General features: G+C 34.4%; 27 protein-coding genes. 24 read left to right on the forward strand and 3 right to left on the reverse strand.

Annotated features, from left to right (window positions below; all coding sequences use genetic code 11):
* The first annotated feature begins 1 nt into the window (after position 1).
* The 9 genes from glpK (at position 2) to glnA (ending at position 8,947) form a co-directional block, all read left to right on the forward strand.
* Positions 2-1,513: a glycerol kinase GlpK gene (gene glpK / locus FG384_RS05335; protein ID WP_142641549.1), complete on the forward strand. Its 1,512-nt coding sequence runs from the start codon at positions 2-4 to the stop codon at positions 1,511-1,513.
* The gene (locus FG384_RS05340; RefSeq protein WP_142641550.1) at positions 1,514-3,169 is read left to right on the forward strand and encodes a glycerol-3-phosphate dehydrogenase/oxidase; all 1,656 of its coding nucleotides are present in this window, start codon (positions 1,514-1,516) and stop codon (positions 3,167-3,169) included.
* Positions 3,166-4,086 (forward strand): alpha/beta fold hydrolase, encoded by a 921-nt coding sequence (locus FG384_RS05345; RefSeq protein WP_142641551.1) that lies wholly within the window; start codon positions 3,166-3,168, stop codon positions 4,084-4,086. Before FG384_RS05340 ends, FG384_RS05345 begins: the two co-directional genes overlap by 4 nt.
* Positions 4,079-4,999, forward strand: coding sequence for a tRNA (adenosine(37)-N6)-dimethylallyltransferase MiaA (miaA, locus tag FG384_RS05350; protein WP_142641552.1), 921 nt, complete (start codon positions 4,079-4,081; stop codon positions 4,997-4,999). The genes FG384_RS05345 and miaA overlap by 8 nt, the downstream gene beginning before the upstream one ends.
* 64 nt (positions 5,000-5,063) lie before the next feature.
* Entirely contained in the window at positions 5,064-5,285 is a 222-nt protein-coding gene (gene hfq, locus FG384_RS05355; protein ID WP_142641553.1) for an RNA chaperone Hfq, read from the forward strand.
* 72 nt (positions 5,286-5,357) lie between these two features.
* Positions 5,358-5,657, forward strand: coding sequence for a rhodanese-like domain-containing protein (locus tag FG384_RS05360; protein WP_142641554.1), 300 nt, complete (start codon positions 5,358-5,360; stop codon positions 5,655-5,657).
* A gap of 142 nt (positions 5,658-5,799) precedes the next feature.
* Entirely contained in the window at positions 5,800-7,050 is a 1,251-nt protein-coding gene (locus FG384_RS05365; RefSeq protein WP_142641555.1) for a methionine gamma-lyase family protein, read from the forward strand.
* A gap of 138 nt (positions 7,051-7,188) precedes the next feature.
* A complete protein-coding gene (locus FG384_RS05370; RefSeq protein WP_142641556.1) occupies positions 7,189-7,572 on the forward strand; it encodes a MerR family transcriptional regulator in 384 nt (127 codons plus the stop codon).
* Between the two features lie 40 nt (positions 7,573-7,612).
* On the forward strand, positions 7,613-8,947 hold the full coding sequence (gene glnA, locus FG384_RS05375) for a type I glutamate--ammonia ligase (protein ID WP_142641557.1): 1,335 nt from the start codon (positions 7,613-7,615) through the stop codon (positions 8,945-8,947).
* A gap of 199 nt (positions 8,948-9,146) precedes the next feature.
* Here the strand turns inward: glnA and FG384_RS05380 are convergent, their stop codons facing one another.
* Positions 9,147-9,359 (reverse strand): DUF3955 domain-containing protein, encoded by a 213-nt coding sequence (locus tag FG384_RS05380; RefSeq protein ID WP_142641558.1) that lies wholly within the window; start codon positions 9,357-9,359, stop codon positions 9,147-9,149.
* A gap of 645 nt (positions 9,360-10,004) precedes the next feature.
* Between FG384_RS05380 and FG384_RS05385 the strand changes: the two genes are divergently transcribed.
* Positions 10,005-11,054: a GerAB/ArcD/ProY family transporter gene (locus FG384_RS05385; protein WP_420849945.1), complete on the forward strand. Its 1,050-nt coding sequence runs from the start codon at positions 10,005-10,007 to the stop codon at positions 11,052-11,054.
* A gap of 108 nt (positions 11,055-11,162) precedes the next feature.
* Here the strand turns inward: FG384_RS05385 and FG384_RS05390 are convergent, their stop codons facing one another.
* Entirely contained in the window at positions 11,163-12,272 is a 1,110-nt protein-coding gene (locus FG384_RS05390) for a DegT/DnrJ/EryC1/StrS family aminotransferase (protein WP_142641560.1), read from the reverse strand.
* 403 nt (positions 12,273-12,675) lie between these two features.
* On the opposite strand from FG384_RS05390, the gene FG384_RS05395 reads away from it, so the two are divergent.
* The 5 genes from FG384_RS05395 to FG384_RS05415 all read left to right on the forward strand — a co-directional run bounded on the left by FG384_RS05395 (position 12,676) and on the right by FG384_RS05415 (position 17,713).
* Positions 12,676-13,143, forward strand: coding sequence for a DUF3291 domain-containing protein (locus FG384_RS05395; RefSeq protein ID WP_142641561.1), 468 nt, complete (start codon positions 12,676-12,678; stop codon positions 13,141-13,143).
* Positions 13,144-13,969: 826 nt separating this feature from the next.
* The gene (locus FG384_RS05400; RefSeq protein ID WP_142641562.1) at positions 13,970-15,091 is read left to right on the forward strand and encodes an ABC transporter; all 1,122 of its coding nucleotides are present in this window, start codon (positions 13,970-13,972) and stop codon (positions 15,089-15,091) included.
* A 12-nt stretch (positions 15,092-15,103) separates the two neighbouring features.
* Entirely contained in the window at positions 15,104-16,291 is a 1,188-nt protein-coding gene (locus FG384_RS05405; RefSeq protein ID WP_142641563.1) for an ABC transporter permease, read from the forward strand.
* Between the two features lie 23 nt (positions 16,292-16,314).
* Positions 16,315-17,223 (forward strand): ABC transporter ATP-binding protein, encoded by a 909-nt coding sequence (locus FG384_RS05410; RefSeq protein ID WP_142641564.1) that lies wholly within the window; start codon positions 16,315-16,317, stop codon positions 17,221-17,223.
* A gap of 190 nt (positions 17,224-17,413) precedes the next feature.
* Positions 17,414-17,713, forward strand: coding sequence for a VOC family protein (locus FG384_RS05415; RefSeq protein WP_142641565.1), 300 nt, complete (start codon positions 17,414-17,416; stop codon positions 17,711-17,713).
* Positions 17,714-17,838: 125 nt separating this feature from the next.
* Here FG384_RS05415 and FG384_RS19725 read toward each other — a convergent pair whose 3' ends face one another.
* The gene (locus FG384_RS19725; RefSeq protein ID WP_166462383.1) at positions 17,839-17,988 is read right to left on the reverse strand and encodes a hypothetical protein; all 150 of its coding nucleotides are present in this window, start codon (positions 17,986-17,988) and stop codon (positions 17,839-17,841) included.
* A gap of 172 nt (positions 17,989-18,160) precedes the next feature.
* Here FG384_RS19725 and FG384_RS05420 point away from each other — a divergent pair, with 172 nt between their 5' ends.
* The 9 genes from FG384_RS05420 (at position 18,161) to FG384_RS05460 (ending at position 24,923) form a co-directional block, all read left to right on the forward strand.
* Positions 18,161-18,598 carry a GNAT family N-acetyltransferase gene (locus FG384_RS05420; protein WP_142641566.1) on the forward strand — a complete coding sequence of 146 codons (438 nt, stop codon included), beginning with the start codon at positions 18,161-18,163 and terminating at the stop codon, positions 18,596-18,598.
* Positions 18,599-18,755: 157 nt separating this feature from the next.
* On the forward strand, positions 18,756-19,121 hold the full coding sequence (locus FG384_RS05425) for a hypothetical protein (protein WP_240793348.1): 366 nt from the start codon (positions 18,756-18,758) through the stop codon (positions 19,119-19,121).
* Between the two features lie 119 nt (positions 19,122-19,240).
* Complete coding sequence (locus FG384_RS05430) at positions 19,241-19,462, forward strand: transcriptional regulator (RefSeq protein WP_142641568.1); 222 nt, start codon at positions 19,241-19,243, stop codon at positions 19,460-19,462.
* Positions 19,462-19,836, forward strand: a complete 375-nt coding sequence (locus tag FG384_RS05435) for a YolD-like family protein (RefSeq protein WP_142641569.1) — start codon at positions 19,462-19,464, stop codon at positions 19,834-19,836. Before FG384_RS05430 ends, FG384_RS05435 begins: the two co-directional genes overlap by 1 nt.
* Before the next feature lie 602 nt (positions 19,837-20,438).
* A complete protein-coding gene (locus FG384_RS05440; protein WP_142641570.1) occupies positions 20,439-21,038 on the forward strand; it encodes a peptidoglycan DD-metalloendopeptidase family protein in 600 nt (199 codons plus the stop codon).
* Positions 21,039-22,053: 1,015 nt separating this feature from the next.
* On the forward strand, positions 22,054-22,674 hold the full coding sequence (locus FG384_RS05445) for a TetR/AcrR family transcriptional regulator (protein WP_240793343.1): 621 nt from the start codon (positions 22,054-22,056) through the stop codon (positions 22,672-22,674).
* An 18-nt stretch (positions 22,675-22,692) separates the two neighbouring features.
* Complete coding sequence (locus FG384_RS05450; protein ID WP_142641572.1) at positions 22,693-23,505, forward strand: substrate-binding periplasmic protein; 813 nt, start codon at positions 22,693-22,695, stop codon at positions 23,503-23,505.
* Between the two features lie 18 nt (positions 23,506-23,523).
* Positions 23,524-24,165: an amino acid ABC transporter permease gene (locus tag FG384_RS05455; protein WP_142641573.1), complete on the forward strand. Its 642-nt coding sequence runs from the start codon at positions 23,524-23,526 to the stop codon at positions 24,163-24,165.
* 11 nt (positions 24,166-24,176) lie between these two features.
* A complete protein-coding gene (locus FG384_RS05460; RefSeq protein ID WP_142641574.1) occupies positions 24,177-24,923 on the forward strand; it encodes an amino acid ABC transporter ATP-binding protein in 747 nt (248 codons plus the stop codon).
* The last annotated feature ends 56 nt before the right edge of the window (positions 24,924-24,979 follow it).

The following is a 24,979-nucleotide window of genomic DNA, read 5'->3' on the forward strand; positions in this document are numbered from 1 at the left end:
TATGGGGAAATATGTGTTATCAATCGATCAAGGTACTACAAGTTCGAGAGCTATTTTATTTGATAAACAAGGTAATATTGTTCATTCTTCCCAAAAAGAATTTACTCAATACTTTCCTAAGCCAGGCTGGGTAGAGCATGATGCCATGGAAATTTGGGGATCCGTTTTGTCTGTTATAGCTGGAGTATTAACGGAAAGTGGAAATCAACCAGAAGATGTTCATGCAATTGGAATCACTAATCAGCGTGAAACAACTGTAGTTTGGAATAAAAAAACGGGTAAGCCAGTTTACCATGCAATTGTATGGCAATCGAGACAAACCCAAGATCTTATTGATGAATTGAAAAAAGAAAAGTTAGATTCATTTTTTAAAGATAAGACTGGACTCATGCTTGACCCTTACTTTTCTGCTACGAAAGTAAAGTGGATTTTAGAAAATGTCGAAGGTGCAAGAGAACAAGCAGAAGCGGATGAATTACTCTTCGGGACAATCGATACTTGGCTTATTTGGAAACTATCTAATGGTAGTGCTCATGTTACGGATTATTCAAATGCTTCTCGAACAATGTTATATAACATATATGAACAAAAGTGGGATAAAGACATTTGTGAGAAGCTTCAAATTCCTATGAATATGCTACCGAAAGTATCATCCTCATCTGAAGTATATGCTAAAACAGATCCTTCCGTATTTTTTGGAAATGAGATTGATATTGCTGGTGCTGCGGGAGATCAGCAAGCTGCACTATTTGGTCAATGCTGCTTTGAAAAAGGCATGGCCAAAAACACATATGGAACAGGATGTTTTATGTTACTCAATACGGGTGAAGAGGCAATTACTTCACCTTCTGGGCTATTAACAACCATTGCTTGGGGATTGAATGGTAAGGTAACCTATGCTTTAGAAGGCAGTGTTTTTGTTGCAGGATCTGCAATTCAATGGCTTAGAGACGGTCTACGAATGGTGAAAAAAGCTTCTGAGTCTGAAAACTATGCTAAAAGAGTAGACTCAACGGAAGGGGTATACATTGTTCCGGCGTTTGTTGGTCTTGGAACTCCTTACTGGGATTCTGATGCACGAGGCGCTATTTTTGGATTATCACGAGGGACAACAAAAGAGCATTTCATACGTGCTACACTTGAATCTCTTGCATATCAAACGAAAGATGTGCTGAATACGATGGAAGTAGATTCAGGAGTAGAAGTGGAGGCGCTTCGTGTAGATGGAGGAGCGGTAAGTAACGAATTCCTTATGCAGTTTCAAAGTGATTTGTTAGATTTGCCCGTAGAACTAGCTAAACTTAATGAGACAACGGCACTCGGTGCTGCCTATTTAGCTGGATTAGCAACTGATTTTTGGAAAGATGAACAAGAGCTTTCTTCAATGTGGGAAAGTCAAAAGTTATACAAACCACTAATGGATGAAGGTAAAAGAAGTCAGTTATATCGTGGTTGGAAAAAAGCAGTAGAAGCAACAAGAGTGTTTAAACTAGTGGATGAAGAGGTGGAATAAATGAAATCTTCTGTAGAACGTGAACAAATATTAAATACATTAAATTTTTATGAATTTGATGTACTAGTAATTGGTGGTGGTATTACGGGGGCTGGTATTGCACTTGATGCAGCGACAAGAGGTATGTCGGTAGCCCTTGTAGAAATGCAAGACTTCGCTGCTGGAACTTCAAGTAGATCAACAAAACTCGTACACGGTGGTTTACGTTATTTAAAACAATTTGAAGTGAAGATGGTAGCAGAAGTTGGGAAAGAAAGAGAAATTGTGTATGAAAATGCTGTACATGTAACAGAACCTGAATGGATGTTACTTCCGTTTCATAAAAAAGGGACATTTGGTCCAATGACTACATCTGTTGGTTTAAAAATGTATGATTTTTTAGCCCGCGTTAAAAAAGAAGAAAAACGTCAAATGCTATCGCCAGATGAAACAATTCAAAAAGAACCGTTATTAAGAAGTAAAGGTCTTCTTGGTGGTGGTTATTATGTTGAGTATCGAACAGATGATGCAAGATTGACTTTGGAAGTCATCAAAAAAGCAAATGAAAAAGGTGCAGTATGTTTAAACTATGCAAAAGTAAAATCATTTGTATATAACGACGAAAATGATGTTATTGGAGCAGAAGTAATAGATCAAGTAAAAAATAGAAAAGTAACCATTCATGCCAAAAAAATTGTAAATGCAACAGGTCCTTGGGTTGATACAGTTAGAGCTCTTGATGCAATAGATAATAATAAAAAATTGAAATTGACAAAAGGTGTTCACATAGTTATCGATCAAAAACATTTTCCTCTTCAACAAGCTATTTATTTTGACACGCCAGATAAACGTATGATCTTTGCAATTCCACGAGAAGGAAAAACATATATTGGAACAACAGATACATTTTTTGAAGGAGATATACAAAATCCTGTAGCTTCGAAGGAAGATGTTCAATACTTACTCCAAGCAATACATTACATGTTTCCGACAGTTCAAATTTCAGAACTAAACGTGGAATCGACTTGGGCTGGTGTTCGTCCACTAATTTTTGAAGAAGGAAAAGATCCTTCTGAAATATCACGAAAAGATGAAGTTTGGCAGTCCAACTCAGGTTTGTTTACTATTGCAGGAGGTAAACTGACAGGATATCGAAAAATGGCGGAGTCCATTGTAGACATCATATCGAAACAGTTAGGAGATCATCATTACGGACCATGTGTGACAAAGCATCTAGTGCTATCAGGAGGAAATATAGGGGGCTCTGAAAATTTTGCTGCATTTATCACTAGTAAAGAGCAGCTTGCATTGTCCTATGGGCTATCTATAGAAGAGGGTAGATATCTTGCAAAATTTTATGGTTCGAATGTAGATAAAATATTTCAATATGCTCATTTATTAAAAACATCTACAACTTCTACCTTGCCATTACATGTATTAGCGCAATTATATTATGCTATTCATGATGAAATGGCGTATTCTCCAGTTGACTTTCTAGTACGTAGAATTGGAATGCTTTATTTTCATGTAGACCAATACAAGGCATACAAGGATGAAGTATTACAAGTAATGAAAAATTTACTTAATTACTCTGAGCAAGAAATGCTGAAATTTCAAAAACAGTTAGATAATCTTCTAATGCAAGCTACTTTGAAAGAAAGCAGGGAGACCATTTGAAATCTATTTTAGAAGTGGAACTATCTGATAACCATCTAATCCACGTAGTGAAATATACTCCTGAACAAGCTCCTATCGGTCATGTTCATATATTACACGGAATGGCAGAGCATATGGCAAGATATGAGGAGTTCGCTCTATTTCTAGTAGACAAGGGATATGTAGTAAGTGGTCATGATCATAGAGGTCACGGGCAAACGGCTGGAAAAAATGGCCAGCTAGGATTTTTTGCAAAATCTAATGGATTTGAACGTGTAACTGAAGATGTACGAGAAGTATTAGGGAGAATTCGTGAAAATTTAGCAGATGTTCCACTTATTTTGTTCGGTCATAGTATGGGTTCTTTTATTGCTCGTAGGTATATGCAAAAGTATAGTGAATCTCTTTCTCAAGTAGTTATTTGTGGCACTTCTTTTAATCCAGGAGTACTTGGTGATTTTGGGTCCATTATCGGAAAAATAGCTTCTAAATTTCAATCTCCTGAAACGGAAAGTAAAATTCTGAATCAGTTATCTTTTGGTGGCTTTAATAAACAAATTAAAGATACTCAATCTTCTTTTGATTGGTTAAATACAGATGCTACAGAAGTGAAAAAATATATGGACGATCCAATGTGTGGATTTGTACCTTCCAATCAATTTTATATCGATTTGTTTTATGGTTTAAAAACGATTCATAAAACCGATGAGATTGCTCGAATTAGAAAAGATTTGCCTGTTTTTATAATAGGTGGAACGGAAGATCCAGTAGGGAAAAATGGGAAAGATTTATTTAAAGTAGCGAAAGGTTTGACAAATGCCGGAATGAAAAATGTAACTGTACAATTAGTGGAAAATGCACGACATGAAATATTATTAGAGAAAAATAAAGTGGACACTTTTGAAGTTATTGCAAATTGGATGAAGAATAATGAATGAGAAGCCATCTGTTATAGCGATAGTAGGACCGACAGCTGTCGGAAAAACAGCACTTAGTATTGAACTTGCAAAGTCTTTTAATGGAGAAATCATAAATGGAGATTCCATGCAAGTTTATCGAGGTTTATCTATTGGAACGGCTAAAATTGAGCCAAATGAGATGGAAGGTGTTCCGCATCATTTATTAGACATTAAAGACCCAACTGATAATTTTTCGGTAGCCGAATATCAAAAGCTTGTCCGAGAGAAAATAGATGAGATTGCTTCACGTAACCGAGTCCCTATCATAGTAGGAGGCACGGGTTTATATATACAATCAGTTTTATACGATTTTAGATTCACACAAGAGAAAAAAACAGATAATGCTTTATTGAATGAGCTGGAGCAGCTATCACCAGAAGATTTGTATGATCGATTAACGATATTAGATCCGATTGCTGCAGAAGAAATTCATCCAAACAATGTGCAAAGGGTCATAAGAGCTATTGAGCGAGTGGAATTAAGTGGGAAAAGAAAAGACGAAATAGAACAAGATCAAGGACATGAAAAAATTTACCCACACTATATTATTGGGCTTTCCATCGATCGCGCACTTCTATATGAAAGAATTAATAAGCGAGTGGATATAATGATCGAAAAAGGGCTACTAGATGAAGTGAGTGGACTCCATAAACAAGGTATCCGACAAGTTCAATCAATTCAAGCGATTGGCTATAAAGAAATTTACGAGTATTTGGATGGTCATATCACTTTAGAGGAAGCAATAGACAAATTAAAGCAAAATTCCAGAAGGTATGCGAAACGACAACTTACGTATTTTCGAAACAAAATGGATATTCATTGGTATAATCCATTTACAGATATGGAAAGAATAATAAAAGAAATTCAAGCATTTTTGCAGGAGAATTATTAATTACAGCGAATATTAAGTGGTGGAGAGTCTTTTAGAGGCAAAATGTATATTGGGGGTAATTGAAATGAAACCTATGAATATTCAAGACAATTATTTAAATCAGCTGAGAAAAAGTGATATTTTTGTAACTGTATTTTTATTAAATGGATTTCAATTAAAAGGTTGTATTAAGTCGTATGATAATTTCACTGTATTATTAGAATCTGATGGTAAGCAACAGTTAATTTATAAACATGCGATTTCTACCTTTGCACCCTCAAAATCCGTAAATATCAATATCGAATAGTTTTGATTTATTGACAGATGAATTTACTCCTATTATTATTTGTATGAGTATACAGGGGAAGTGGAGATAAAAATGAATATTATTACAACAGAAGAACTTTTACAAAAGATAGATGCTGGAGAAGAACTGAGTTTAATCGATGTACGTGAAAGCGAAGAAGTTGCAACAGGTATTATACCAGGTGCTAAACATATTCCGCTTGGTCAAGTAGAAACAAGTATGAACCAAATAGATAAGTCTGTTCCACAATATATCATTTGTAAAGCTGGCGGACGCAGTGCAATGGCTTGTGAAATTTTAGAAGAAAACGGTTTTACAGTTACCAATGTAGTAGGTGGTATGCTAGATTGGGAAGGCGAATTAGAATTTTAAAGTCAAAAGTGTAAGTGCATGTTTCAGCTAAGAGAGATGAAAACATGCGCGAGTGACTAGACGTCTAGGAAAGGCTAATTTCAATTATTGAGATTAGCCTTTTCTGTTTTGGGATGAATCTGCATAATTGGGAGAGAATGAAATGCAATTTACAACAACTTTATCTGAAACGGTATTAGAATTAGCAGAAGAAGCAGAATTGAAAATCGCAAGTTTTCATAAAGAAGTTGAGAAAATAGCGTTTTTCAATCAACAAAAAGTCATGAATGCTTTTAAGAATCATCATGTTAGTGATCATCATTTTCATCCGTCTACAGGATATGGATATGATGATGAAGGAAGAGATACATTAGAAAAGGTTTATGCCACTACGTTTGGTGCAGAATCCGCACTTGTTCGTCCTCAAATTATTTCTGGGACTCATGCTATTTCAATTAGTTTGTTTGGAGTACTTCGTCCAAATGATGAACTATTATACATAACTGGAAAACCATATGATACTCTACAGTCGATTGTGAGCGGTAATGGGGAAGATACAGGTTCTCTGGAAGATTTCGGGGTAACTTATCAGCACGTTGACTTATTAGATTCAGGATTGATCGATTGGAATGCAGTAGAAGAGAAGGTTAAAAGTAATACAAAAGTTATTGCTATACAGCGTTCTAAAGGATATGCTGTCCGACCTTCTTTTACAATAGAGCAAATTAAAGAAATGGTGCAGAAAATTAGAAAGATAAAAGAAGACGCTATTATTTTTGTAGACAATTGCTATGGTGAATTTGTAGAAGAACTAGAGCCGACCGATGTTGGAGTAGATTTAATGGCAGGTTCGCTTATTAAGAATCCTGGTGGTGGTCTCGCTAAAACAGGGGGATATATTGCTGGAAAGAGTGAATTTGTAAAAAAATGCGCTTTCCGAATGACTTCTCCTGGGATTGGAGCAGAGGCAGGAGCGTCTCTTCATACATTAATGGATATGTACCAAGGATTTTTCTTAGCTCCTCATATTGTATCCCAAGCTGTGAAAGGTGCTATATTTACTTCCGCTGTTTTAGAAGAAGTTGGAATGACAACAGAACCACATTATTCTGAGAAAAGAACAGATCTCATCCAATCCGTGTCCTTCCAAACTGCTGAACAAATGATTCAATTTTGCAAAGCCATACAAATGCATTCTCCCGTAAATGCTCAATTTGCTCCGGAACCTGCATATATGCCAGGTTATGAAGATGATGTTATTATGGCAGCGGGAACATTTATACAAGGATCGAGTATGGAACTAACAGCAGACGGTCCAATTAGACCTCCATTTACCGCTTTTATTCAAGGTGGTTTAACATACGAACATGTAAAATATGCTATTTTGGGAGCAGTACAAACATTGGGTAAATAAGCTTGAACGCCACTTTCATTTAGTTAAAGAAAGTGGTTTTTTTCATGTTTAAAATTTTACGTAAGTTTTTCTTACATGACATTGACAACGAAGCTTACATAGCATATATTATTAGTATATCCAATAGGAGGTGCAGTGATGGAGAAAGAATGGAGACGTTCCATGCCTTTATTATCGATGAATATTGTAATGCAGTTAACAGGTTTGACAGCAAGGCAAATTCGTTATTATGAGGAGCATGAGCTTGTTCACCCTGCACGAACTGAAGGAAAACAACGCATGTTTTCGCTAGATGATATAGATGTATTGTTGGAAATAAAAGATATGTTATCTACTGGAGTTAATATTGCGGGTATAAAACAAATTTTTGAAATGAAAAACAATCCAGCTGCTAAAAAAGAAGTTCGCCAAGTAATTTCAGATATACAGCTAAGAGCGATTGTTAAAGAAGAGATGCAGCTTGCACAAAGACAACAACGAGCATCTCTAAGACAAGGGGACCTCTCTCGATTCTATCGTTAAATCGAGGTTTGAATATAAAAATCATTAGGAGAGTGAAACAATGGGCAAGTATACAAAAGAAGATATTAAAAAATTCGTTCAGGATAACGAGGTGAATTTTATTCGTCTTCAGTTTACTGACATCCTCGGTACAATTAAAAACGTTGAAATTCCAGTGAGTCAGCTCGATAAAGCTCTCGACAATAAAATGATGTTCGATGGATCTTCTATTGAAGGATTCGTTCGTATTGAAGAATCAGATATGTACTTAGTTCCTGACTTAGATACATGGGTTGTATTCCCTTGGATTACTGGTAAAGGGAAAGTTGCTCGTCTAATCTGTGACGTAAACAAAGCAGATGGTACACCATTTGAAGGTGACCCAAGAAACAACTTAAAACGCATCTTGAAGGAAATGGAAGAGTTGGGATTCACAAGCTTTAACCTAGGGCCAGAGCCTGAGTTTTTCCTATTCAAACTAGATGCACAAGGGGAACCTACTTTAGAATTAAATGACCACGGTGGTTATTTTGACTTAGCGCCAGTGGATTTAGGTGAGAACTGTCGTCGTGATATCGTACTAGAGCTTGAAGAAATGGGCTTTGAAATTGAAGCATCTCACCATGAAGTTGCTCCGGGTCAACACGAAATCGACTTTAAATATGCAGATGCTGTATCAGCATGTGACAATATTCAAACATTTAAACTTGTAGTTAAAACGATTGCACGCAAACATGGATTACATGCTACATTTATGCCAAAACCACTTTTCGGAGTAAATGGTTCTGGAATGCACTTTAACGTATCACTATTTAAAGGAAATGAAAATGCATTCTATGACGAATCTGCTGACATGAAAATGAGTGAAACATCTATGCAATTTATGGCTGGTGTATTAAAACATGTTCAAAGCTTTACAGCAATTACAAACCCAACTGTAAACTCATACAAACGATTAGTACCTGGTTACGAAGCTCCTTGCTACATTGCATGGTCAGGTCAAAACAGAAGTCCGTTAATCCGTATTCCTTCATCAAGAGGTTTAAGTACGCGCATTGAAGTTCGCTCTGTAGACCCTGCTGCAAATCCATATCTTGCAATGGCAGTAATTTTACAAGCAGGTCTAGACGGTATTAAAAACAAATTAACACCACCACCTGCTGTAGATCGCAATATTTATGTGATGTCTGAAGAAGAAAGAATTGAAAATGGAATTCACAACTTGCCATCTTCTTTACATTCAGCACTACAAGAGCTTGGTAAGAGCGAAGTAATTCGTGGAGCAATAGGTGAGCATATTTATGCTAACTTTGTTGAAGCGAAAGAAATTGAATGGGATATGTTTAGAACAACTGTACACCCATGGGAACGCGAACAATATCTAAAAATGTATTAAGCTTGAAAACACTGTATTTATAGGGTTTTTAAATGGGGGCTTTACTTAAATTTGATTGTAGAAAATCATATATGCCCCCAATAATTATAAATAAATTATTTGAAAACATCGTTCAGTCGTGAGTTGACTCGTTCGGTGTTTTTCTTTTTTAATTTCTTTGATACATGTGCTTGGTAGCTTTCCGCATCTATCTTACCTTTTAATTTAGATTTAAGGATCTTTTTGATCTTTTGAAGATGATTGATATTAGTAAAATAATGCCGCTAAAAATGAATATATAACCAATAGGTAGTAAAAAGAATGGTTCTGTCAAAGTGCCATCTGCTTCAACTTTCCCGCCAATAATATTAAAAGTGACAAAACAAATTAAACCTAGAATTAAAGATGTAAAAGCTAATATGTGTTTCTTCATGATATTCCTCCATTTTTCTTTTATTTGTTTATTTGAATACTTAATAAATGATAGCAAATTCTCATCTTCATTCCATTGAAATAAGTTTCAATAGCCTTACACATATGAAAGTTATTATTCATTTCCTGTAATTGGGTTGTTGATTTTGTTTGTGAAACAAACGTTTGTTCTTATAATAAGTGGGAAGGAGGGAACGATAGTGATGTTCGAAACTAAAGCCTATAGAAGTTAGTGGCGCTCGGTTAAAAGTTGCTAAAGAAGAAATAGGGATAAATATTATTCACATTAAAGAAATGAAAGTAACGGAACTTAGATAACCCTTAAACCACCTTCCAACCAGTGTTTGGAAAGTGGTTTTTTGTATATATGCATTTCACTTCCACAAGAAATTAAGTAAAGAGTATGCATTTTTGTTCTTACGATGTCAAAAATACTTTATCTAAAACTATATGTTTATTTTAAAGATGAAGATAGCATACTTTCTCTAGGATTAAAGAAAAAATAAGGAAGATAACGAAGTGATTTTTCACTTAGTATATAGTCATGCCTCATGAAACGAGAAAAAGAGTTTATTTATTAGTTGGAGGAAAAAGGAAGTGTGAGTGACGTGGCGAAAACAGTAATTAGCGTTAGACATTTACAATAATAGTTACTTTTTTTGTAATAGGGACATCAATATTAATTATACCTGGGAGTATAGCTTCAGAGGCTAAGCAGGATGCTTGGATAACTTGTATTATAGGAATTTTATTAAACTTACTACTGGTAAAATTATATATCACTGTAGGAAATCTTGCGCCAGAAATGTCATTAGTAGAGGTGAGTGAACAAGTTTTAGGTAAATGGTTTGGAAAACTACTTTCTTTTACCTTTTTTTTATTTAGCTTTATTACTGCTGGAGAACTAGTATATATTGTTAGTAATTTTTTAAGGACGGAAGTCATGCCTGAAACACATGCATATCCGATAAATATACTTTTTATTCTCGTTATCGTCTATGGGTCTTATTTGGGATTAGAAACAATTGCCCGTACTGGTGAATTATTATTTCCCATTTTTGTTCTTTTATTTACTATTTTTGTTATTTTAATATCTCCTCAAATAGATGCAAAACAATTTCAACCTATTTTAGAAACCCAATTGAAACCCCTAGTATACAGTGTATTAATATTTAGTAGTACCTTTTCACTCCCTTTGGTTGTAATGTTAATGCTATTTCCCGTTTCTATCAATGATAAAAAAGTTGCACAAAACGCATTTTATATTGGCACCATATTAGGTGGATTTGTTTTACTCATAATAGTTTCCTTGTCAATATCCGTATTAGGGGCTGATGAAACTTCTGTTCGTTCATTCCCTAGTTATGCATTAGCTCAGGGAATATCATTAGGGAATTTTATAGATAGAATTGAAATTATTATGGCTTCAATGTGGTTTATTACAATATTTATTAAAACATTATTCTATTTCTATGCAGCAGTTATAGGTCTAGGACAAATACTTAAAGTAAAAGATCATCGTTCTCTTATACTACCTCTTGGAATGATTCTAGTAGTGGTTTCTCTAATAATACATCCAAGTGTGGTTCATTCTAACGAATACAACAAAGATACTTGGATTCTATATGTATCAGTTTATGGTCTTTTTCTTCCATTATTATTAATGATGGTGAATAAAATTCGAAAAGTCTTTTAATCGAAAAAAACATATTGAAATTGTAAATTAAATAAAATGATTTTACTTTTTTCAACAATATAACCACCAACCATTAATTTGGAAGGTGGTTTATTTTCTGGAACTGATTTAATTAAAGAAATCACGAATTTTAGATACTATAAATCTTTGGGTATCTTCATTTAATTCCGGATAAATTGGTAGAGATAAAACTTCCTTAGAAGCTTTTTCAGTCTCTGGCAGGTCACCATCTTTATAATCAAGATACTTGAAAACTGGTTGAAGATGAAGAGGCAATGGATAGTATATCGTAGTTTCAATTCCATGTGCTTCTAAATATTCTTGTAGTTCTGATCGCTTATCGACTCTAATTGTATATTGATGATACACATGATAGCTATTATTAATTTCTTTCGGTAGTGCTACCTGCGATAAGCCGTATTGATCAAATAAATAAGAATAATAATCAGCTTTCTTTCTTCGAAGTTCATTCCATTCTTTTAGTTTTGGAAACTTTATGTTTAGTATAGCAGCTTGCATTTCATCTAACCTGCTATTGTAGCCGAGTACATGATGATAATACTTCGGTTTAGCACCATGTACTCGAATTACCCGCATTCTATCAGCTATTTCATCGTCATTAGTAATAATCATTCCGCCGTCGCCATAAGCACCTAAGTTTTTAGAAGGGTAAAAACTAAATGTGGCAGCACTACTTAATTCACCTGGAGACTTGCCAGCAAATTTAGCACCAATAGCCTGTGCTGCATCTTCTATAATAATTAAATTATGCTTTTTGGCAATTTTATAGACGGACTCCATATCTGCCATTTGACCATATAGATGGACAGGAAGTATTGCTTTTGTATTGTTTGTAATTGCACTCTCAATTTTTTTTACATCGATATTAAAAGTTATTGGATCGATATCAACAAATACAGGCTTAGCACCTGCTCGAACAATTGAACCTGCTGTTGCAAAAAATGTGAATGAAGTTGTAATTACTTCATCTCCAGGACCTACACCAGAAGCTTCAAGTGCAATATGTATCGCATCACTTCCATTCGAGCATCCAATTCCATGATTAACTTTGTTTAAATTAGCAACGTTTTTCTCTATTTGTTTAACGTTCTCTCCAATAATAAAAATTGAAGAGCTCATAACTTCGTCCAGTATTTTTAATAATTCTGGTTTTAACTCTTCATATTGCTCTTTAGTATCCACCATAGATATTTTCATATAGAATCCTCCAAATAATTATCATTAATAACTACAGCTAAAGAATATTTATTAAATACATGTTTCTTATATAAAGTTTGAAAAATTATATTTTTCTATATATTCAGTCGCTATTATAATGTCATATAATTCAACGAATATGTCAATATTTTCTTTTTGTAAGTACTAAAAGTTCAACTAATGCTAAATATTACTATTGATCTTCTTCGGCAGTCGAGAGGTGGTGACTAATACCTTGTATAAAATAGATAATTTTTAAGTCGCACCCCACTTATAACCCCAACAAATACAGTGTTTTCAAACTCGCCCTTATGATAATTCGTTCGCATGTAATAACTAGAAGTTATAAGATCCCATCTTACTTGAATATATCTAGATAAAGAATGTAATTGGAGGGCTATTTATGGCTTTAGTTTCGATTTATACTGTTGGTAGGCTAAATCACCCCCATGACCACCCTGCTTCTCGGGAGTTTTTTGAAGTGGGATATGAAGTATTTCGTCAGGCTTCTAAATCAGGACATCTAATAGAGGCATTTTCATCCAATGGAGTGCCTTTCCCTGGAGATGCAATTAAAGGGGAAGGTTTACCTATTCTTACACTAACGGTATGGAAAAGCCTTCAATCCTTATATAGTTTTACGTATTCAGGTCAGCATAGACAAGCTTTGCGAGATAGGAGCAAATGGATGGAGTCTTATCAAGAGAAACACCTTTCATATGTTGTATGGTGGACAGATAAGGTGAAGGATGTCTCATGGGAGGAGGCTTTCAAGAGATACAGCTATTATATTCAGAATGGACCTACTCCTTTTGCGTTTGACTTTAATCATGCATTTGATGAAAAAGGGGAGAAATGTTTGGTTAAGTAGCAGGGGGTCTCTTTGTTCAACCGTGGGAACGCAAATAAAATTTAAAAATGTATTAATAATAATGCGTTGGGGCTCTGAGCTTCCAGCGTCTTTTTCTTTTTGCTTAATCCAACTTAGGTTTACCTAATTCATGAGAATTCATGAAATCATCTAATTGGTCCATTAATTTTTTGTTCAAAGCTTTCAGAATTATGTAAGTAAATATCAGCCGTTGCTTGTCTGTTTATAAAGTAATGGATGAATTTTTAAAGTATGAATATAGAGGTTATAATGGTTGGTCGTAATATGGGCTAGAAGAAATTAACTAAAGAATGATTAACAATAAATATTTACTTCAAATTATAAATTGGAAGTGTTGGTTAAAATTGTGTATTATTTCAATTTAATTCTGATACAATAAAAGGAAATGGGGTGATGGGATTAATAATATTAGACGGAACTTCATTAGGTTGATCTACGTGATTGAAAGATAATAAGACTCGTAGGGACTGTATACGTTTTTATCAGACTTGGAACAAAACTATTTTAATTTGACTGAATTTTCTGATGTTACTGCCGCTATTCGAGAGTAGTTTCCATTACTACCGTTGGAAGAATCAATTGTAAAGACAACGGTTTTCGTATTAGTAGGTCAATTGTGGCATTGTTATCGAGCTAGAGATTAATAAAGAAATAACGTGAAATATTAGCTTTATTCATGATTATCAAAATTTACGAGATTGTGATGTTGCAGACTAGCATTTGCCATTCGGCAGTTGTAACGCTCTTTTATCATTTCCTAGCTTAAGAAATTCAAAGATATGCTGGAGGACTTGGGGGGATGCATATGTGGAAGATTTTAAAGACCTGTTTTATCTTAGAGAAATCAAATAAAAAAAATATTTTTGCTTGTATTATCGTTGCAGTATTTGTTTTTGGTTTAGTTTTATTTGTGAAGACTGAGGACTTAGGAAACACAATAAAAGAAAAATCGGGTGAGTATCAATCGCTTTCTTCAGCGTTGAGTAAATTTCAAAATGTAGATGCTACTGATAGTGGGAATGGCAGCGACTTATATAAGAATTTAGTTCTTCAGCGACATTATGTATCTAAGCAAAGTATGGCAATAAAAATGGACAAACCTGAAATGTATTTAGATACTGCGATACTGCTTGTAAATTTAAGAGCTGACTCCTTTGATATGGAGGGATTTCAAAATGTTGCGAGTTATCTACCTTCAAAAATAGAAAATCAATTGGATAGTGTATTCTATCAATATATGAAGAAAACAGGAATTTCTTTGTCTATGAATTCATTATCTTATTTTCAATTTCTTGCTTATCTTATTGGAGTGCTAGGTTCAGTTTGGTTTATTTTCATGAGTATTTATTCAAGTGGGGTCATGATAGAAGATTTCCAACACTCTTCATTAATTAAGGGTTATCCTATTACGTTTGATAAGTACGTTGTAGCTAAATGTATCTCATTAATGCTCATAGTAGGAGTATTTCTTCTGGAATTATTTATTTTTAGCCTGCCATTAGTTTATTTTAAAGGATTAGGAAACCCATCCTATCCTATTGCTATTTTTATTGATGGTACTTCTGAAGTTTATCCAATCTACAAATACTTAGGTTTATCTTTACTGTATATGATAAGTATTTCCATTTTTACAATACTTCTATCTGTAATTTTTAACGTATTATTGAAGAATATGTATTTGACGCTTTTTTTGGAATTGTTATTGTATATTTTCCCTATCTTATTTCCAAGCATGATAAGTCTTATTCCGTTTAATCCGTTTAACTATTTGAATTTTCCTAACCTATTAAATGGGCAGATGTTCGAGCTTACAAACTCAGTTGACTTAAATAGCACGCATGGACTTATTTATATCGGGATTAGTATTGCCATAATGGTAGTCGCTGTAAAGCTATTCTTGACTACTGGGAAACTAAAAAAGGTATAAGGGAGTGAGATAATGTGGGCATATTTTAAGTTTGAATTTTTTCAATTTTTTAGCAATAAGAAGAATATCGCGATTTATGTCATTCTACTTTTCTTTTCGTGTTATTATGCACTAAAAATAGCTCCAACATATATCCCTATTGAAAAAGTAGATGTAAATGAAATTGAGGCGCGGTATCTAACTAGGGAAGAATTTCTAAATAATGTTGAAATTAATGAAGGAACACACCATTTAACGAGATTTGCAGCTACAATATTCCCGGAATGGAATGAGTATGATAAAGAAAGATTAGACTCTATCGAACAGCACAATCTGAAAGAGTATGCTGAGGCTACATATAAGTGGTATGCCTACTCTGATGAGATGATTTTTCGTTATGGAGGTGGGTTCCTATTCTACAATCCGGGATATTACACATATGGAAATAATTACGCAACAATGGACGGGCACTATGCGTATTTATATTCTGCAAGTCGGTACGAAGGATATTCAGAAGGGACATCGAATTTATCTGTCAAGGTTTTTGAGGAAAGGACAGCGTTACAAACTTTGCAACGTTTGTTACACGCTTACCTGCCGCTAATTCTCATTGTTAGCTGTATATTATTCACTGTGGATATCGTGTTGAAGGATCGGCAGAATCCAACATTATTACAAGGTTTACCACTTTCCGATTGGAGAAGGTTGATTGTTAAAGGAGGAGTTTCCTTACTAGGTAGTATCCTAGCAATTCTCCCGCTTTCCGTTGGTCTATTAATAATAGGGGCTCGAAATGGATTTGGTGATTTTGATTTACCTGTTCCGATTTATTTTTTAGGTGAATTTTCAAATATTACAATTGGCAAATATTTAATTCAGAACATGCTATTCATAGTTTTCTGGTTTGTGTTCATTATTTCATTACTACTATTTGTAAGTGTGACGATAAAAAACGAGTTTGCAAATTTATTGGTAGGTTGCGTGTTTGTAATTGCTGAATTTATCTACTTTGCTAGAGGAGTTGCTGTTGTTTGGAATGTTCAGTGGTATCCAACGAGTTATGTTCAGGTAGGACAGATTATTTCGGGGTATCGGAACTACCTCTATGGTACCGAAGCACTTACATTTGGCAATGGACTATACGTAATGGGATTGTGTGCGTGTATTTTTCTGTTCTTCACTTTCTTGATCAGTAATCGAAGAAAGTTTAAGCTACTTTAGTTTGATAGAGATGGAGAGAAGTTATGATTGAATTAAAAAATATTGGAGTACAGTTCTCAGGTAGAGACATTTTAAAAGATGTTTCTGTGATGTTCAATCCGGGAGAAATAATTGGTTTAGTAGCTCCCAATGGGACGGGAAAGTCAACGCTTATGAATGTAATCATGAATTATATCAATCCAAATAACGGGAAAGTCATCTTAAATCATGAGTTAGAATATACAAATAAAAAAAATGAAGTGAAAATCCATCAATTAGTATCCATGATGCCTGATCAAAGTGACTTGTACAATCAGATTTCCGGAAAAGAGCATTTAAAAATTTATTCTTCTATGTGGAATAGTAATCGAAAATTGATTGAAAGTACGATAAAAGAACTAGGAATGAAGTCATATATAAAAAAGAATACAGGAACGTATTCTTTGGGAATGCGCCAAAGACTTTGTTTTGCGATGCAAATTGTTTCTGATACCCAAGTCATGTTAATGGACGAAGTGATGAATGGATTGGACCCTACTCATGTTGAACTTATTTCGCAAATACTAGTAAAAAAGAAGTCCGAAGGAAAAACGGTTATTGTAGCTTCTCATTTACTAGAAAATTTAGAAAAATACGCGGATCGCATTTTCTTTATGAAAAATGGTGAGTTAATACTAGTAAATGCCGTATCCCCGGGGTTTGACGAAAGAGAAATCACAACCGTTCGAGTAACAGACCTGACAGATAAGATAAAAGAAAAGTTTTCAAAAGAGTTTCCAGAAAGAAACGTTCGAACATTGTCAAATGGCGTTACTCTAATTGATGTCCGTGAATATGATTCAGGGAGATTAGGAAAAGTTGTAGAATTTCTTAAAGAAAATCAAATAAAAGAGTTTAGCATTGGGAAAGAAGCATTAACTGACTTGTATTCAATGTATTATCAAGAACGATGAGGTTATAGGATGGACATATTTTCGTTCACATGACAATAGACAAACTAAACCAATACAACGGATTATTTGGAGGATTGCTAAATGCAATCCTCTTATTTTTGATTTTTTTACATCGTGGAAGCATTCTGAAAGGGTTTTTTTATACTTTATAGAATTAGAAAGATAAACAATTGTGATAGGAGGTAATAGGATGGGAATTGTAGAAAGAATAGATACAGTGTGTTTAAAGGTAAGTAACATCGAAAGGGCTAGTCTATGGTATGAGGAAATATTAGGCTTAAAAGTGAGTTTTAAGGATGAACATTATGTGATATTGAGTGTAGAAGGTACTGGTGTACCTTTGACGTTAGAGCGAGGTGTGCCAAGTCCTAATGAAAACACAACGTATCCAATCTTTTTTTCTGCCAATTTGACTGAGACGTTTCGTGTTCTTCAGGAAAATAAAGTAGAAGTATCTGAGATTCAGATAGATGGAGTAAAAAATTTTTAAATTTTACGATTTAGACGGAAACAAATTACAAGTTTGTTATTGGGAATAGTCAAGTTGTACGCAAAAAATTGGAAAGAGGGAATCGAGTATCTACTTATAGCAGATAGTAGAATTTTACTACAACCTTAAAGTGCTAGTCGCTCTTCTTGGTTCAAAAGAGTCAAAGCTTCGTTTAAGAGGTTGATATCTAAAAGTATTTGTTCTTTAATTAATAAATTATCACATTTACTATAATCTTCTTTTAAGTGATTAAGTTCATTCAAAATAAAAATCATATGATAATTCTCCTTTATGTAGTTCTAATTAATTATTATGGACTATTTTTAGTGGAAAAGAAACTGTTTAATCTAATGGGCAAAAAAAAAGTTAGCTAGTTAGCCATATTTACTACATCAATATATGTTAGAATAGTTTGATAACTACAAATAGAGAAAAGGGGAGCGTAATATGAGTATTCAAAAAGCAACATTAAACGATCTAGAAGCTTTAACAGAGTTATTTGACCTATACAGATTATTTTACAATCAAAATTCTGATATTAAAGGCGCAAGAATCTTTTTAGAAGAAAGGCTAATGAACAATGATTCAGTAGTATTTATTGCTTTTGAGGAGGGTACTCCAGTTGGTTTTGTACAATTGTTCCCATCATTTTCATCTGTAAGTATGAAAAGATTATGGGTTTTAAATGATCTATATGTGAAAGAGAATGTTCGAAGAAAAGGAATCGCTGAAAAGCTAATAAAAAAAGCGATAAGTTTTGCTGAAGAAACAAAAGCAAAAGGAATTTTACTTGAGACAGCTCAGGATAATTTAAATGCACAAAAATTGTACGAAAAAATTGGTTTTTTAAAAGACTCTAGTTACTATTACTATTTTACCATTTAAATTTTTTGAATAGAGTATGTTTATTTCTGTAACTTTTGTCTTTTTTATCAAAAGTTCTTTGTATCTATAAAAATAGTAATTCTCTCGGAAGTATTAATAATATTTTGCTCAAACCGATAATGATATTATAATGTGCTAAGGAGATAGATACGTGGATATGAGTGAATTAGTTAAAAAAGTAAATGCAAGTATGGATAATCTTGATTTGATATCTGCTAGAAGGCTTATAGAAGAAAATATAGATTTGATTAATGAAAATAGGCATCATCTTCGTAGTAATGCAAGATCTATGTTTGATATTGTAAAGAATAATACGGAATCAGTCATAAACACATTGAATCGAAAAGAAATGAATGTGATTTATTCGATAAATGCTTATGCAACAAAATTTGATATTAGGGGTTTAAAATTGTCTATCAAAAATAATCCAGAACTTTTGGTAAGAAAAGATATACAGCACTATTTAAATGAGGATGCTAAAACGATACTAACTGGAATGAAAGTGATAAGTATTAATGAATAGCATGTGTTTTGAACGTCCATTAGGGCGTTCTTTTTATTTTCTCATACCAACATTTACCGTTGATAAAAAAACGTACGTTTGCATATAATAGAACAAATGTTCTTCGGTGGAGGGTTAATATGAGAGAAAGTCTTGCTAAATCGATGCGGTATGGCCAAATTTTAGCTGTTATATATTTATCCAAAAATGGTGTAATTACAAAAAGGCGAATAAAAGTGACGGATTTACAAAAAGAGACATTTCAAGCGTATTGTTTCACTCGAAATGCAAAACGAACTTTCCTTATCGATAATGTTCTTGCATGTATTCCTATCATTCCTAGAGAGAGGGATGTTATCTAATGTCTTATTTTGATGGAATGATGGATGAAAAACTAGACTTATCAAAAGTACGTGATAGAGGAAGTAAAAAATGGGTAGCAATGATGCTACCAGAGCATGTGAAAATGCTGAGAGAATATAATGAAAATATGAAAAAAATGCCAAAGCCAGAGCTCGACGAATGGGATTTAGCGACAATTCAAGAGCAAATAGAAATTGCCTTGAAACGAAATGTAGAAATCGAGTTTAAATTGTGGAAGGAAGGCGAAATCATTTGCCGTGTTTGTCGGATAGAGCGAATAGATTTAAACAAAAAAATAATTGAAGTAGAAAATATATATAGATCGTTTACATTAAAAATAGAAGATATAGTAAGTATTACAATACTAGAATAGAAAAAAGAAAAAATTTATAGCTGGTAAAAAAGGAATTAGTTTTTAGTGTCTCGAATAAAAAGTGAAAGAGGAAGATTGCAAATGGAAAAAGGAAAGCTAAAATTGAGAATTCTCACCTTTTATAAGTTTCTGAACTAGAAATATCATAGCAATACTAGCGAGATGTTTTGGGGCGTGAAGTAAAATGATGTTTGGGCTGTACGGGACGATTTTGGTCTAGGAATAAAATTAATCCAAGTGAAATGTATACGCAATGTTCAAGACCATCCAGGGTTTGATTAATTATTTGATGAATTGTCACGAAGTGGGGATCAGTTATATAAAATAAGGTCTGGAAATTACTGAACATAACCGGTGAGGATGGAATTAGTTTTCATTTAGAGATAATTACGAGACCTCTCTGTCAGCAAGATAGAGAAGTCTTTTTAAACAGTAGACTCTCAAAATAAGAATTTGAATGACTCCTATCACTAGAAAATATAGATAGTAAAGGTAATTATAATTGACTATGCAATTGAACGAATCTCTGCATTTATTAATAAAGAGTAGATAAAATAGAGTTGGTAATTGCTGCTTGAAAAAAGAAGAAGGGAGGAAATGATATGTTTATTAGACCATGTGAAGGTCGAATTACTTCTCGCTTTGGTCAATTGCGAAAAGATACGGCTACCGGTGTTTGGAGGGCGCATAAAGGGGTCGACTTTGGTAAGGATGGAAATCCAGTCATTAAAGCATCTGCAAATGGGACTGTGACAAGAGCCAAACTTATTGGTGGTTATGGAAATGCGGTAACTATAGCACATGTAATCGACGGTAAAAAGTACGAAACATTATATGCTCACCTAAATACAATTTCGGTAAAAGTGGGACAAGTCGTGAAACAAGGTCAACAAATTGGGATAAAAGGTAATACGGGTAATAGTACCGGAACCCATCTGCATTTTGAAATCCACATTCCTTCGTACGGTCCTGGTCAGCCAAATGCTGTAAATCCTTTACATTATATGTACGATTTTAGTGTGGAAGAGATGCAAAAACTTTTAGTGAAAATTGGTTACAAGTTAACTGTGGATGGAATAGAAGGACAAGTAACGGAAGCTGCTATTAAAGCATTTCAGCAGTCAAAAGGATTAACAGTAGATGGAATAATAGGACCCGTTACTTTAGAAGCACTTAATAAGGCAATTGAATTGCAGAAGTAGTATCCAAATGTGGATGAACAAAAGCCAACTCTAGCTCAAGAAATGATACGTCAAGAAGCTATTAGATTAAAAAAACATCGATGGAAAAGACCCATTTAAAGCAACCAATCAATTCTATTCTTGGACTAGTGCATTACCGCTAGCGAAAAATAGAGGAACTTGAAAAATGGTTATCAGACTTGGAAAAGAATTAAGTACTAAAAAGACTTGTCCCTTATGGGGCAAGTCTCAGCTTGTCGATAAATGCATTTTTATGAATCAAAATTGTGCTTTTCCTGTAGCAATCGCTCCAGGCGGACGCTTTCCGCGGGCTCGCGCCAAGCCTCGGGCCAACAGGATGTTGGTCATGAAAGCGTTGCCGCAGGACGCGGCGATCTTAGCCTTCCTACTTATTGCCTGCGGGGTCTTGGACTGTCTCGCTGTCCCGCAGGAGTCGCCGCCTTCCGCTTATTTTTAACTTCAATAAACAGAAAAGTGGACAATTAAAGCCTTTTCACTTGATGAGATGGGATAGTCAATCCGTTATTTTTATCAGATATTTCGAGAAACATTGATTGATCACAGCATCTTCAGATTTCCACTTTCCACTTTTGAAAAATAGGCAGGGCCCGCCATGGAGACTCCTGTGGGAATAGCTTGAGCTGAAGACCCCGCAGGAAAGACACTGGCCGAACTTTATTTGGCCAGTGTCTTTGCAGTGACGAGGAGGCTGAAGCCAAGTCCACGGAAAGCGAAGTGGCGGGACCCGCTGATTCTCTTATGCATCTCTATTCATTGTAAAACGAATTTGTCTACAGTCTGAGACTTGTCCCTTATGGGGCAAGTCTTTTTCATGCTCATATTAGAATAAAAAATTTTACTGTGAATAGCTGATATTGTTTTTAAAACTGGGGAATAACTAAAGTGATGCTTCTATTTAACCTGAAAATCTGAATAAGAATGAATAGTTGACTAATGTCTAGTATTCGGATAGGATTTAATTGACTAATGAATCAGTCAAGGGAGATTAATCGATATGGAGGCACAAAATAAAAGGAAAATAGAGCGAAAGAAACAACTTCAAGCTATTGCATTGGAAATGTTTGCTATGCAAGGATACGATCAGACAAAAATCTCTGATATTGTAGCAAGGGCAAATGTCTCTCAAGGAACTTTTTATTGGTACTTTAAAAGTAAAGAGATGATAGCCAATGAAATGCTTACGCAAGGGCGTGAAGCAATCTTAAAAACCATATCCACTGGTTATCGATCAGAAAAAGGGACTATACATGATTCGTTCATGTCTTCCAGCCGTCTTTTTGAACAACTTTTCAGTTTTGCAAAAGAAAATCATTATTTTATGATGATCCTTATAAAAGGTATTCATTCTCAACAAACTTTACAGCTAAAAGTGGATGAGATAAAAAATGATATGCAACAAGCTTTTGCTAAAAATATTCGGAGAGCATCCGAACTGAACATGATGCCACGGGAAGTAGATCCAGCATTACACGCTGTATTTGTAATGAGTTTGTTAGAAGGAATTTTATCTCGCTGGTTATTTCAATCATCAGAAGAGGAATGGCAGTACTTGAAATTAGAGCAATTAGTTGAAAAAACTGTTCAGTTCGAATTTTTTGGATTGTTTGGAGTTTAAATAAAGGAGGAATATACAGTGAAGAAAGGTAAGTTTTTGTTAGCCGTTATTGCTACAGTAGTTTTAATCCTTGGAGCGTGTGGAAATAATTCGAAAAAAGAAAGTGATGTAGATTCATTAAAAGTTGTTCAAGATAAAGGTGAAATGGTTGTTGGGATTATGGGGACATACGCTCCATATAATTTTATGAACAAAGATAAAGCATACGATGGATTTGATGTAGACATAGCGAAAGAATTAGCAAAACGTTTAAATGTCGAAGCAAAATTTGTAGCTCAAGATTTTTCTGGTTTAATACCTGGCTTACAAAAAGGGAAATTTGATATTTTAGTTAGTCAAGTTACGATTACAGAGGATCGTGAGAAACAAATAGATTTTACTGATCCCTACATTACAAACGATGTAAAAGTTATTGTAAAAGATGATAATACTTCAATTCAATCAGTAGAAGACTTTAAAGGAAAAAAAATCGGTGTAGGATTAGGGACGAATGATGAAGCATATTTACGAAATGATCTAATCCCACAAGTAGGCGATTTCAAAATTAATACGTACGATGATGTTATTACAACATTAAAAGATTTAGATGCAGGACGTATAGATGCAACGATTAATAATGTATATGCTCTAAAGCCGATCATTGAAGAAAATGGTTTTAAAGTGAAAGCAGTTGGTGAACCAATTAAATCCGATAAGGCTGCTGTAGCTGTTAAAAAAGGAAATACGGAGTTAGTTGATGCACTAAATAAAGCATTAAGTGACATGAAAAAAGACGGTACGTATAAAGAAATATTTGTAAAATGGTTTGATGAAGAACCAAAAGCTGAGTAAAGAAAGTAGGGAGTTTACATGGATATAGTAATTGATAATTTGCCCTTCTTATTGAAAGGGGCGTATTATACGTTATTAATTACAGTGGTATCTATGTTTTTCGGCTTGATTATTGGTTTAATAACAGCGATTGCTCGTTTAAAGGGCAATCGTTTCTTTCGTACAATAGCGAGAGTGTATGTATCAATTATTCGAGGAACACCACCACTTGTTCAAATTGTTATTGTATACTATGGACTTGTTGATTATGGTATTGAATTAGGCGCGTTGACAGCAGCCTATATTGCACTAAGTATTAATATTGGTGCATATGTTTCAGAGGCTTTCCGTGGAGCTATACAAGCAGTGCCAATAGGACAAACGGAAGCAGCACTAGCTACAGGTATGACAGAGGCACAGGCCATTCGACGAGTCGTTATTCCTCAAGCAATTCGAATTGCTATTCCACCACTCGGCAATACATTTGTTGGTATGTTAAAAGAAACGTCATTAGTTTCGGTTATTGCTGTAACGGAGTTGTTGCGTTCTGCACAATTATTAGTTGCTCAATATTATGTATACATGCCATTTTATCTATCGATTGCCGTAATGTACTGGATATTGAGCACATTATTCACATTTATATTAAGTGTTATTGAGAAACGATTATCTGTTTACTAGGAGGGAATGTGATGATACAAGCAAATGATTTGTCAAAAAGCTTCGATCAACACGAAGTATTAAAGAATATTTCATTAAAGATTCCTGCTCATCAGGTAGTCGCTGTCATAGGTCCAAGCGGTTCCGGAAAAAGCACATTTCTACGCTGTTTGAATGGACTTGAAATGATAACTGGTGGAACCATATCTGTCAATGATCATTTACTGCAAGCGACAGATAATAAAAAGCTTCGTCAAAAAACAATACATGCAATTCGCCAAGATACAGGAATGGTTTTTCAACAATTTAATCTTTACCCGCATAAAACAGTAATTGAAAATGTGATGGAAGCATTAATTGTCGTGAAAAAACAATCCAAAGAACAGGCGAGAGTAATAGCTTCTCAATTAATAATGCGTGTTGGTCTACAAGAAAAAGAGGAGGTATATCCTTCCAAACTATCAGGTGGTCAGCAACAACGTGTTGCTATTGCACGTGCACTAGCTATGGAGCCAAAAATCATGCTATTTGATGAACCAACCTCAGCATTAGACCCTGAATTAGTGGGTGAGGTTTTAAAAGTGATGAAAGAATTAGCTGATGAGGGTATGACAATGGTTATCGTAACCCATGAAATGAAGTTTGCCCAAGATGTTGCTGATCGTATTTTGTTTATGGCTGATGGACAAATCGTAGAGGATTCTGAACCAAGGAAATTCTTTGAGCAACCATCTACTGAACGTGCACAGAGATTTTTAGCAAAAGTAAATGAATTTTAATCCTATACAGTAGAAGTGAATAAAGAAATTGGACGCAAACACATGCCAAGGCAAAA

The organism is Psychrobacillus vulpis (genome assembly GCF_006861825.1).
Taxonomy (GTDB): Bacteria; Bacillota; Bacilli; order Bacillales_A; family Planococcaceae; genus Psychrobacillus; species Psychrobacillus vulpis.

What these genes read in the sequence shown, in the direction of transcription:
- FG384_RS05390 (WP_142641560.1), bottom strand. Translation starts at nt 12,272, where the DNA reads ATGAAAATATCTATGGTGGATACTAAAGAGCAATATGAAGAGTTAAAA.
- FG384_RS05370 (WP_142641556.1), top strand. Translation starts at nt 7,189, where the DNA reads ATGGAGAAAGAATGGAGACGTTCCATGCCTTTATTATCGATGAATATT.
- FG384_RS05430 (WP_142641568.1), top strand. Translation starts at nt 19,241, where the DNA reads ATGAGAGAAAGTCTTGCTAAATCGATGCGGTATGGCCAAATTTTAGCT.
- FG384_RS05440 (WP_142641570.1), top strand. Translation starts at nt 20,439, where the DNA reads ATGTTTATTAGACCATGTGAAGGTCGAATTACTTCTCGCTTTGGTCAA.
- FG384_RS05360 (WP_142641554.1), top strand. Translation starts at nt 5,358, where the DNA reads ATGAATATTATTACAACAGAAGAACTTTTACAAAAGATAGATGCTGGA.
- FG384_RS05460 (WP_142641574.1), top strand. Translation starts at nt 24,177, where the DNA reads ATGATACAAGCAAATGATTTGTCAAAAAGCTTCGATCAACACGAAGTA.
- FG384_RS05435 (WP_142641569.1), top strand. Translation starts at nt 19,462, where the DNA reads ATGTCTTATTTTGATGGAATGATGGATGAAAAACTAGACTTATCAAAA.
- FG384_RS05340 (WP_142641550.1), top strand. Translation starts at nt 1,514, where the DNA reads ATGAAATCTTCTGTAGAACGTGAACAAATATTAAATACATTAAATTTT.
- FG384_RS05425 (WP_240793348.1), top strand. Translation starts at nt 18,756, where the DNA reads ATGAGTGAATTAGTTAAAAAAGTAAATGCAAGTATGGATAATCTTGAT.
- FG384_RS05415 (WP_142641565.1), top strand. Translation starts at nt 17,414, where the DNA reads ATGGGAATTGTAGAAAGAATAGATACAGTGTGTTTAAAGGTAAGTAAC.
- FG384_RS19725 (WP_166462383.1), bottom strand. Translation starts at nt 17,988, where the DNA reads ATGATTTTTATTTTGAATGAACTTAATCACTTAAAAGAAGATTATAGT.
- FG384_RS05365 (WP_142641555.1), top strand. Translation starts at nt 5,800, where the DNA reads ATGCAATTTACAACAACTTTATCTGAAACGGTATTAGAATTAGCAGAA.
- FG384_RS05395 (WP_142641561.1), top strand. Translation starts at nt 12,676, where the DNA reads ATGGCTTTAGTTTCGATTTATACTGTTGGTAGGCTAAATCACCCCCAT.
- glpK (WP_142641549.1), top strand. Translation starts at nt 2, where the DNA reads ATGGGGAAATATGTGTTATCAATCGATCAAGGTACTACAAGTTCGAGA.
- FG384_RS05410 (WP_142641564.1), top strand. Translation starts at nt 16,315, where the DNA reads ATGATTGAATTAAAAAATATTGGAGTACAGTTCTCAGGTAGAGACATT.
- FG384_RS05400 (WP_142641562.1), top strand. Translation starts at nt 13,970, where the DNA reads ATGTGGAAGATTTTAAAGACCTGTTTTATCTTAGAGAAATCAAATAAA.
- glnA (WP_142641557.1), top strand. Translation starts at nt 7,613, where the DNA reads ATGGGCAAGTATACAAAAGAAGATATTAAAAAATTCGTTCAGGATAAC.
- FG384_RS05380 (WP_142641558.1), bottom strand. Translation starts at nt 9,359, where the DNA reads ATGAAGAAACACATATTAGCTTTTACATCTTTAATTCTAGGTTTAATT.
- hfq (WP_142641553.1), top strand. Translation starts at nt 5,064, where the DNA reads ATGAAACCTATGAATATTCAAGACAATTATTTAAATCAGCTGAGAAAA.
- FG384_RS05420 (WP_142641566.1), top strand. Translation starts at nt 18,161, where the DNA reads ATGAGTATTCAAAAAGCAACATTAAACGATCTAGAAGCTTTAACAGAG.
- FG384_RS05405 (WP_142641563.1), top strand. Translation starts at nt 15,104, where the DNA reads ATGTGGGCATATTTTAAGTTTGAATTTTTTCAATTTTTTAGCAATAAG.
- miaA (WP_142641552.1), top strand. Translation starts at nt 4,079, where the DNA reads ATGAATGAGAAGCCATCTGTTATAGCGATAGTAGGACCGACAGCTGTC.
- FG384_RS05445 (WP_240793343.1), top strand. Translation starts at nt 22,054, where the DNA reads ATGGAGGCACAAAATAAAAGGAAAATAGAGCGAAAGAAACAACTTCAA.
- FG384_RS05455 (WP_142641573.1), top strand. Translation starts at nt 23,524, where the DNA reads ATGGATATAGTAATTGATAATTTGCCCTTCTTATTGAAAGGGGCGTAT.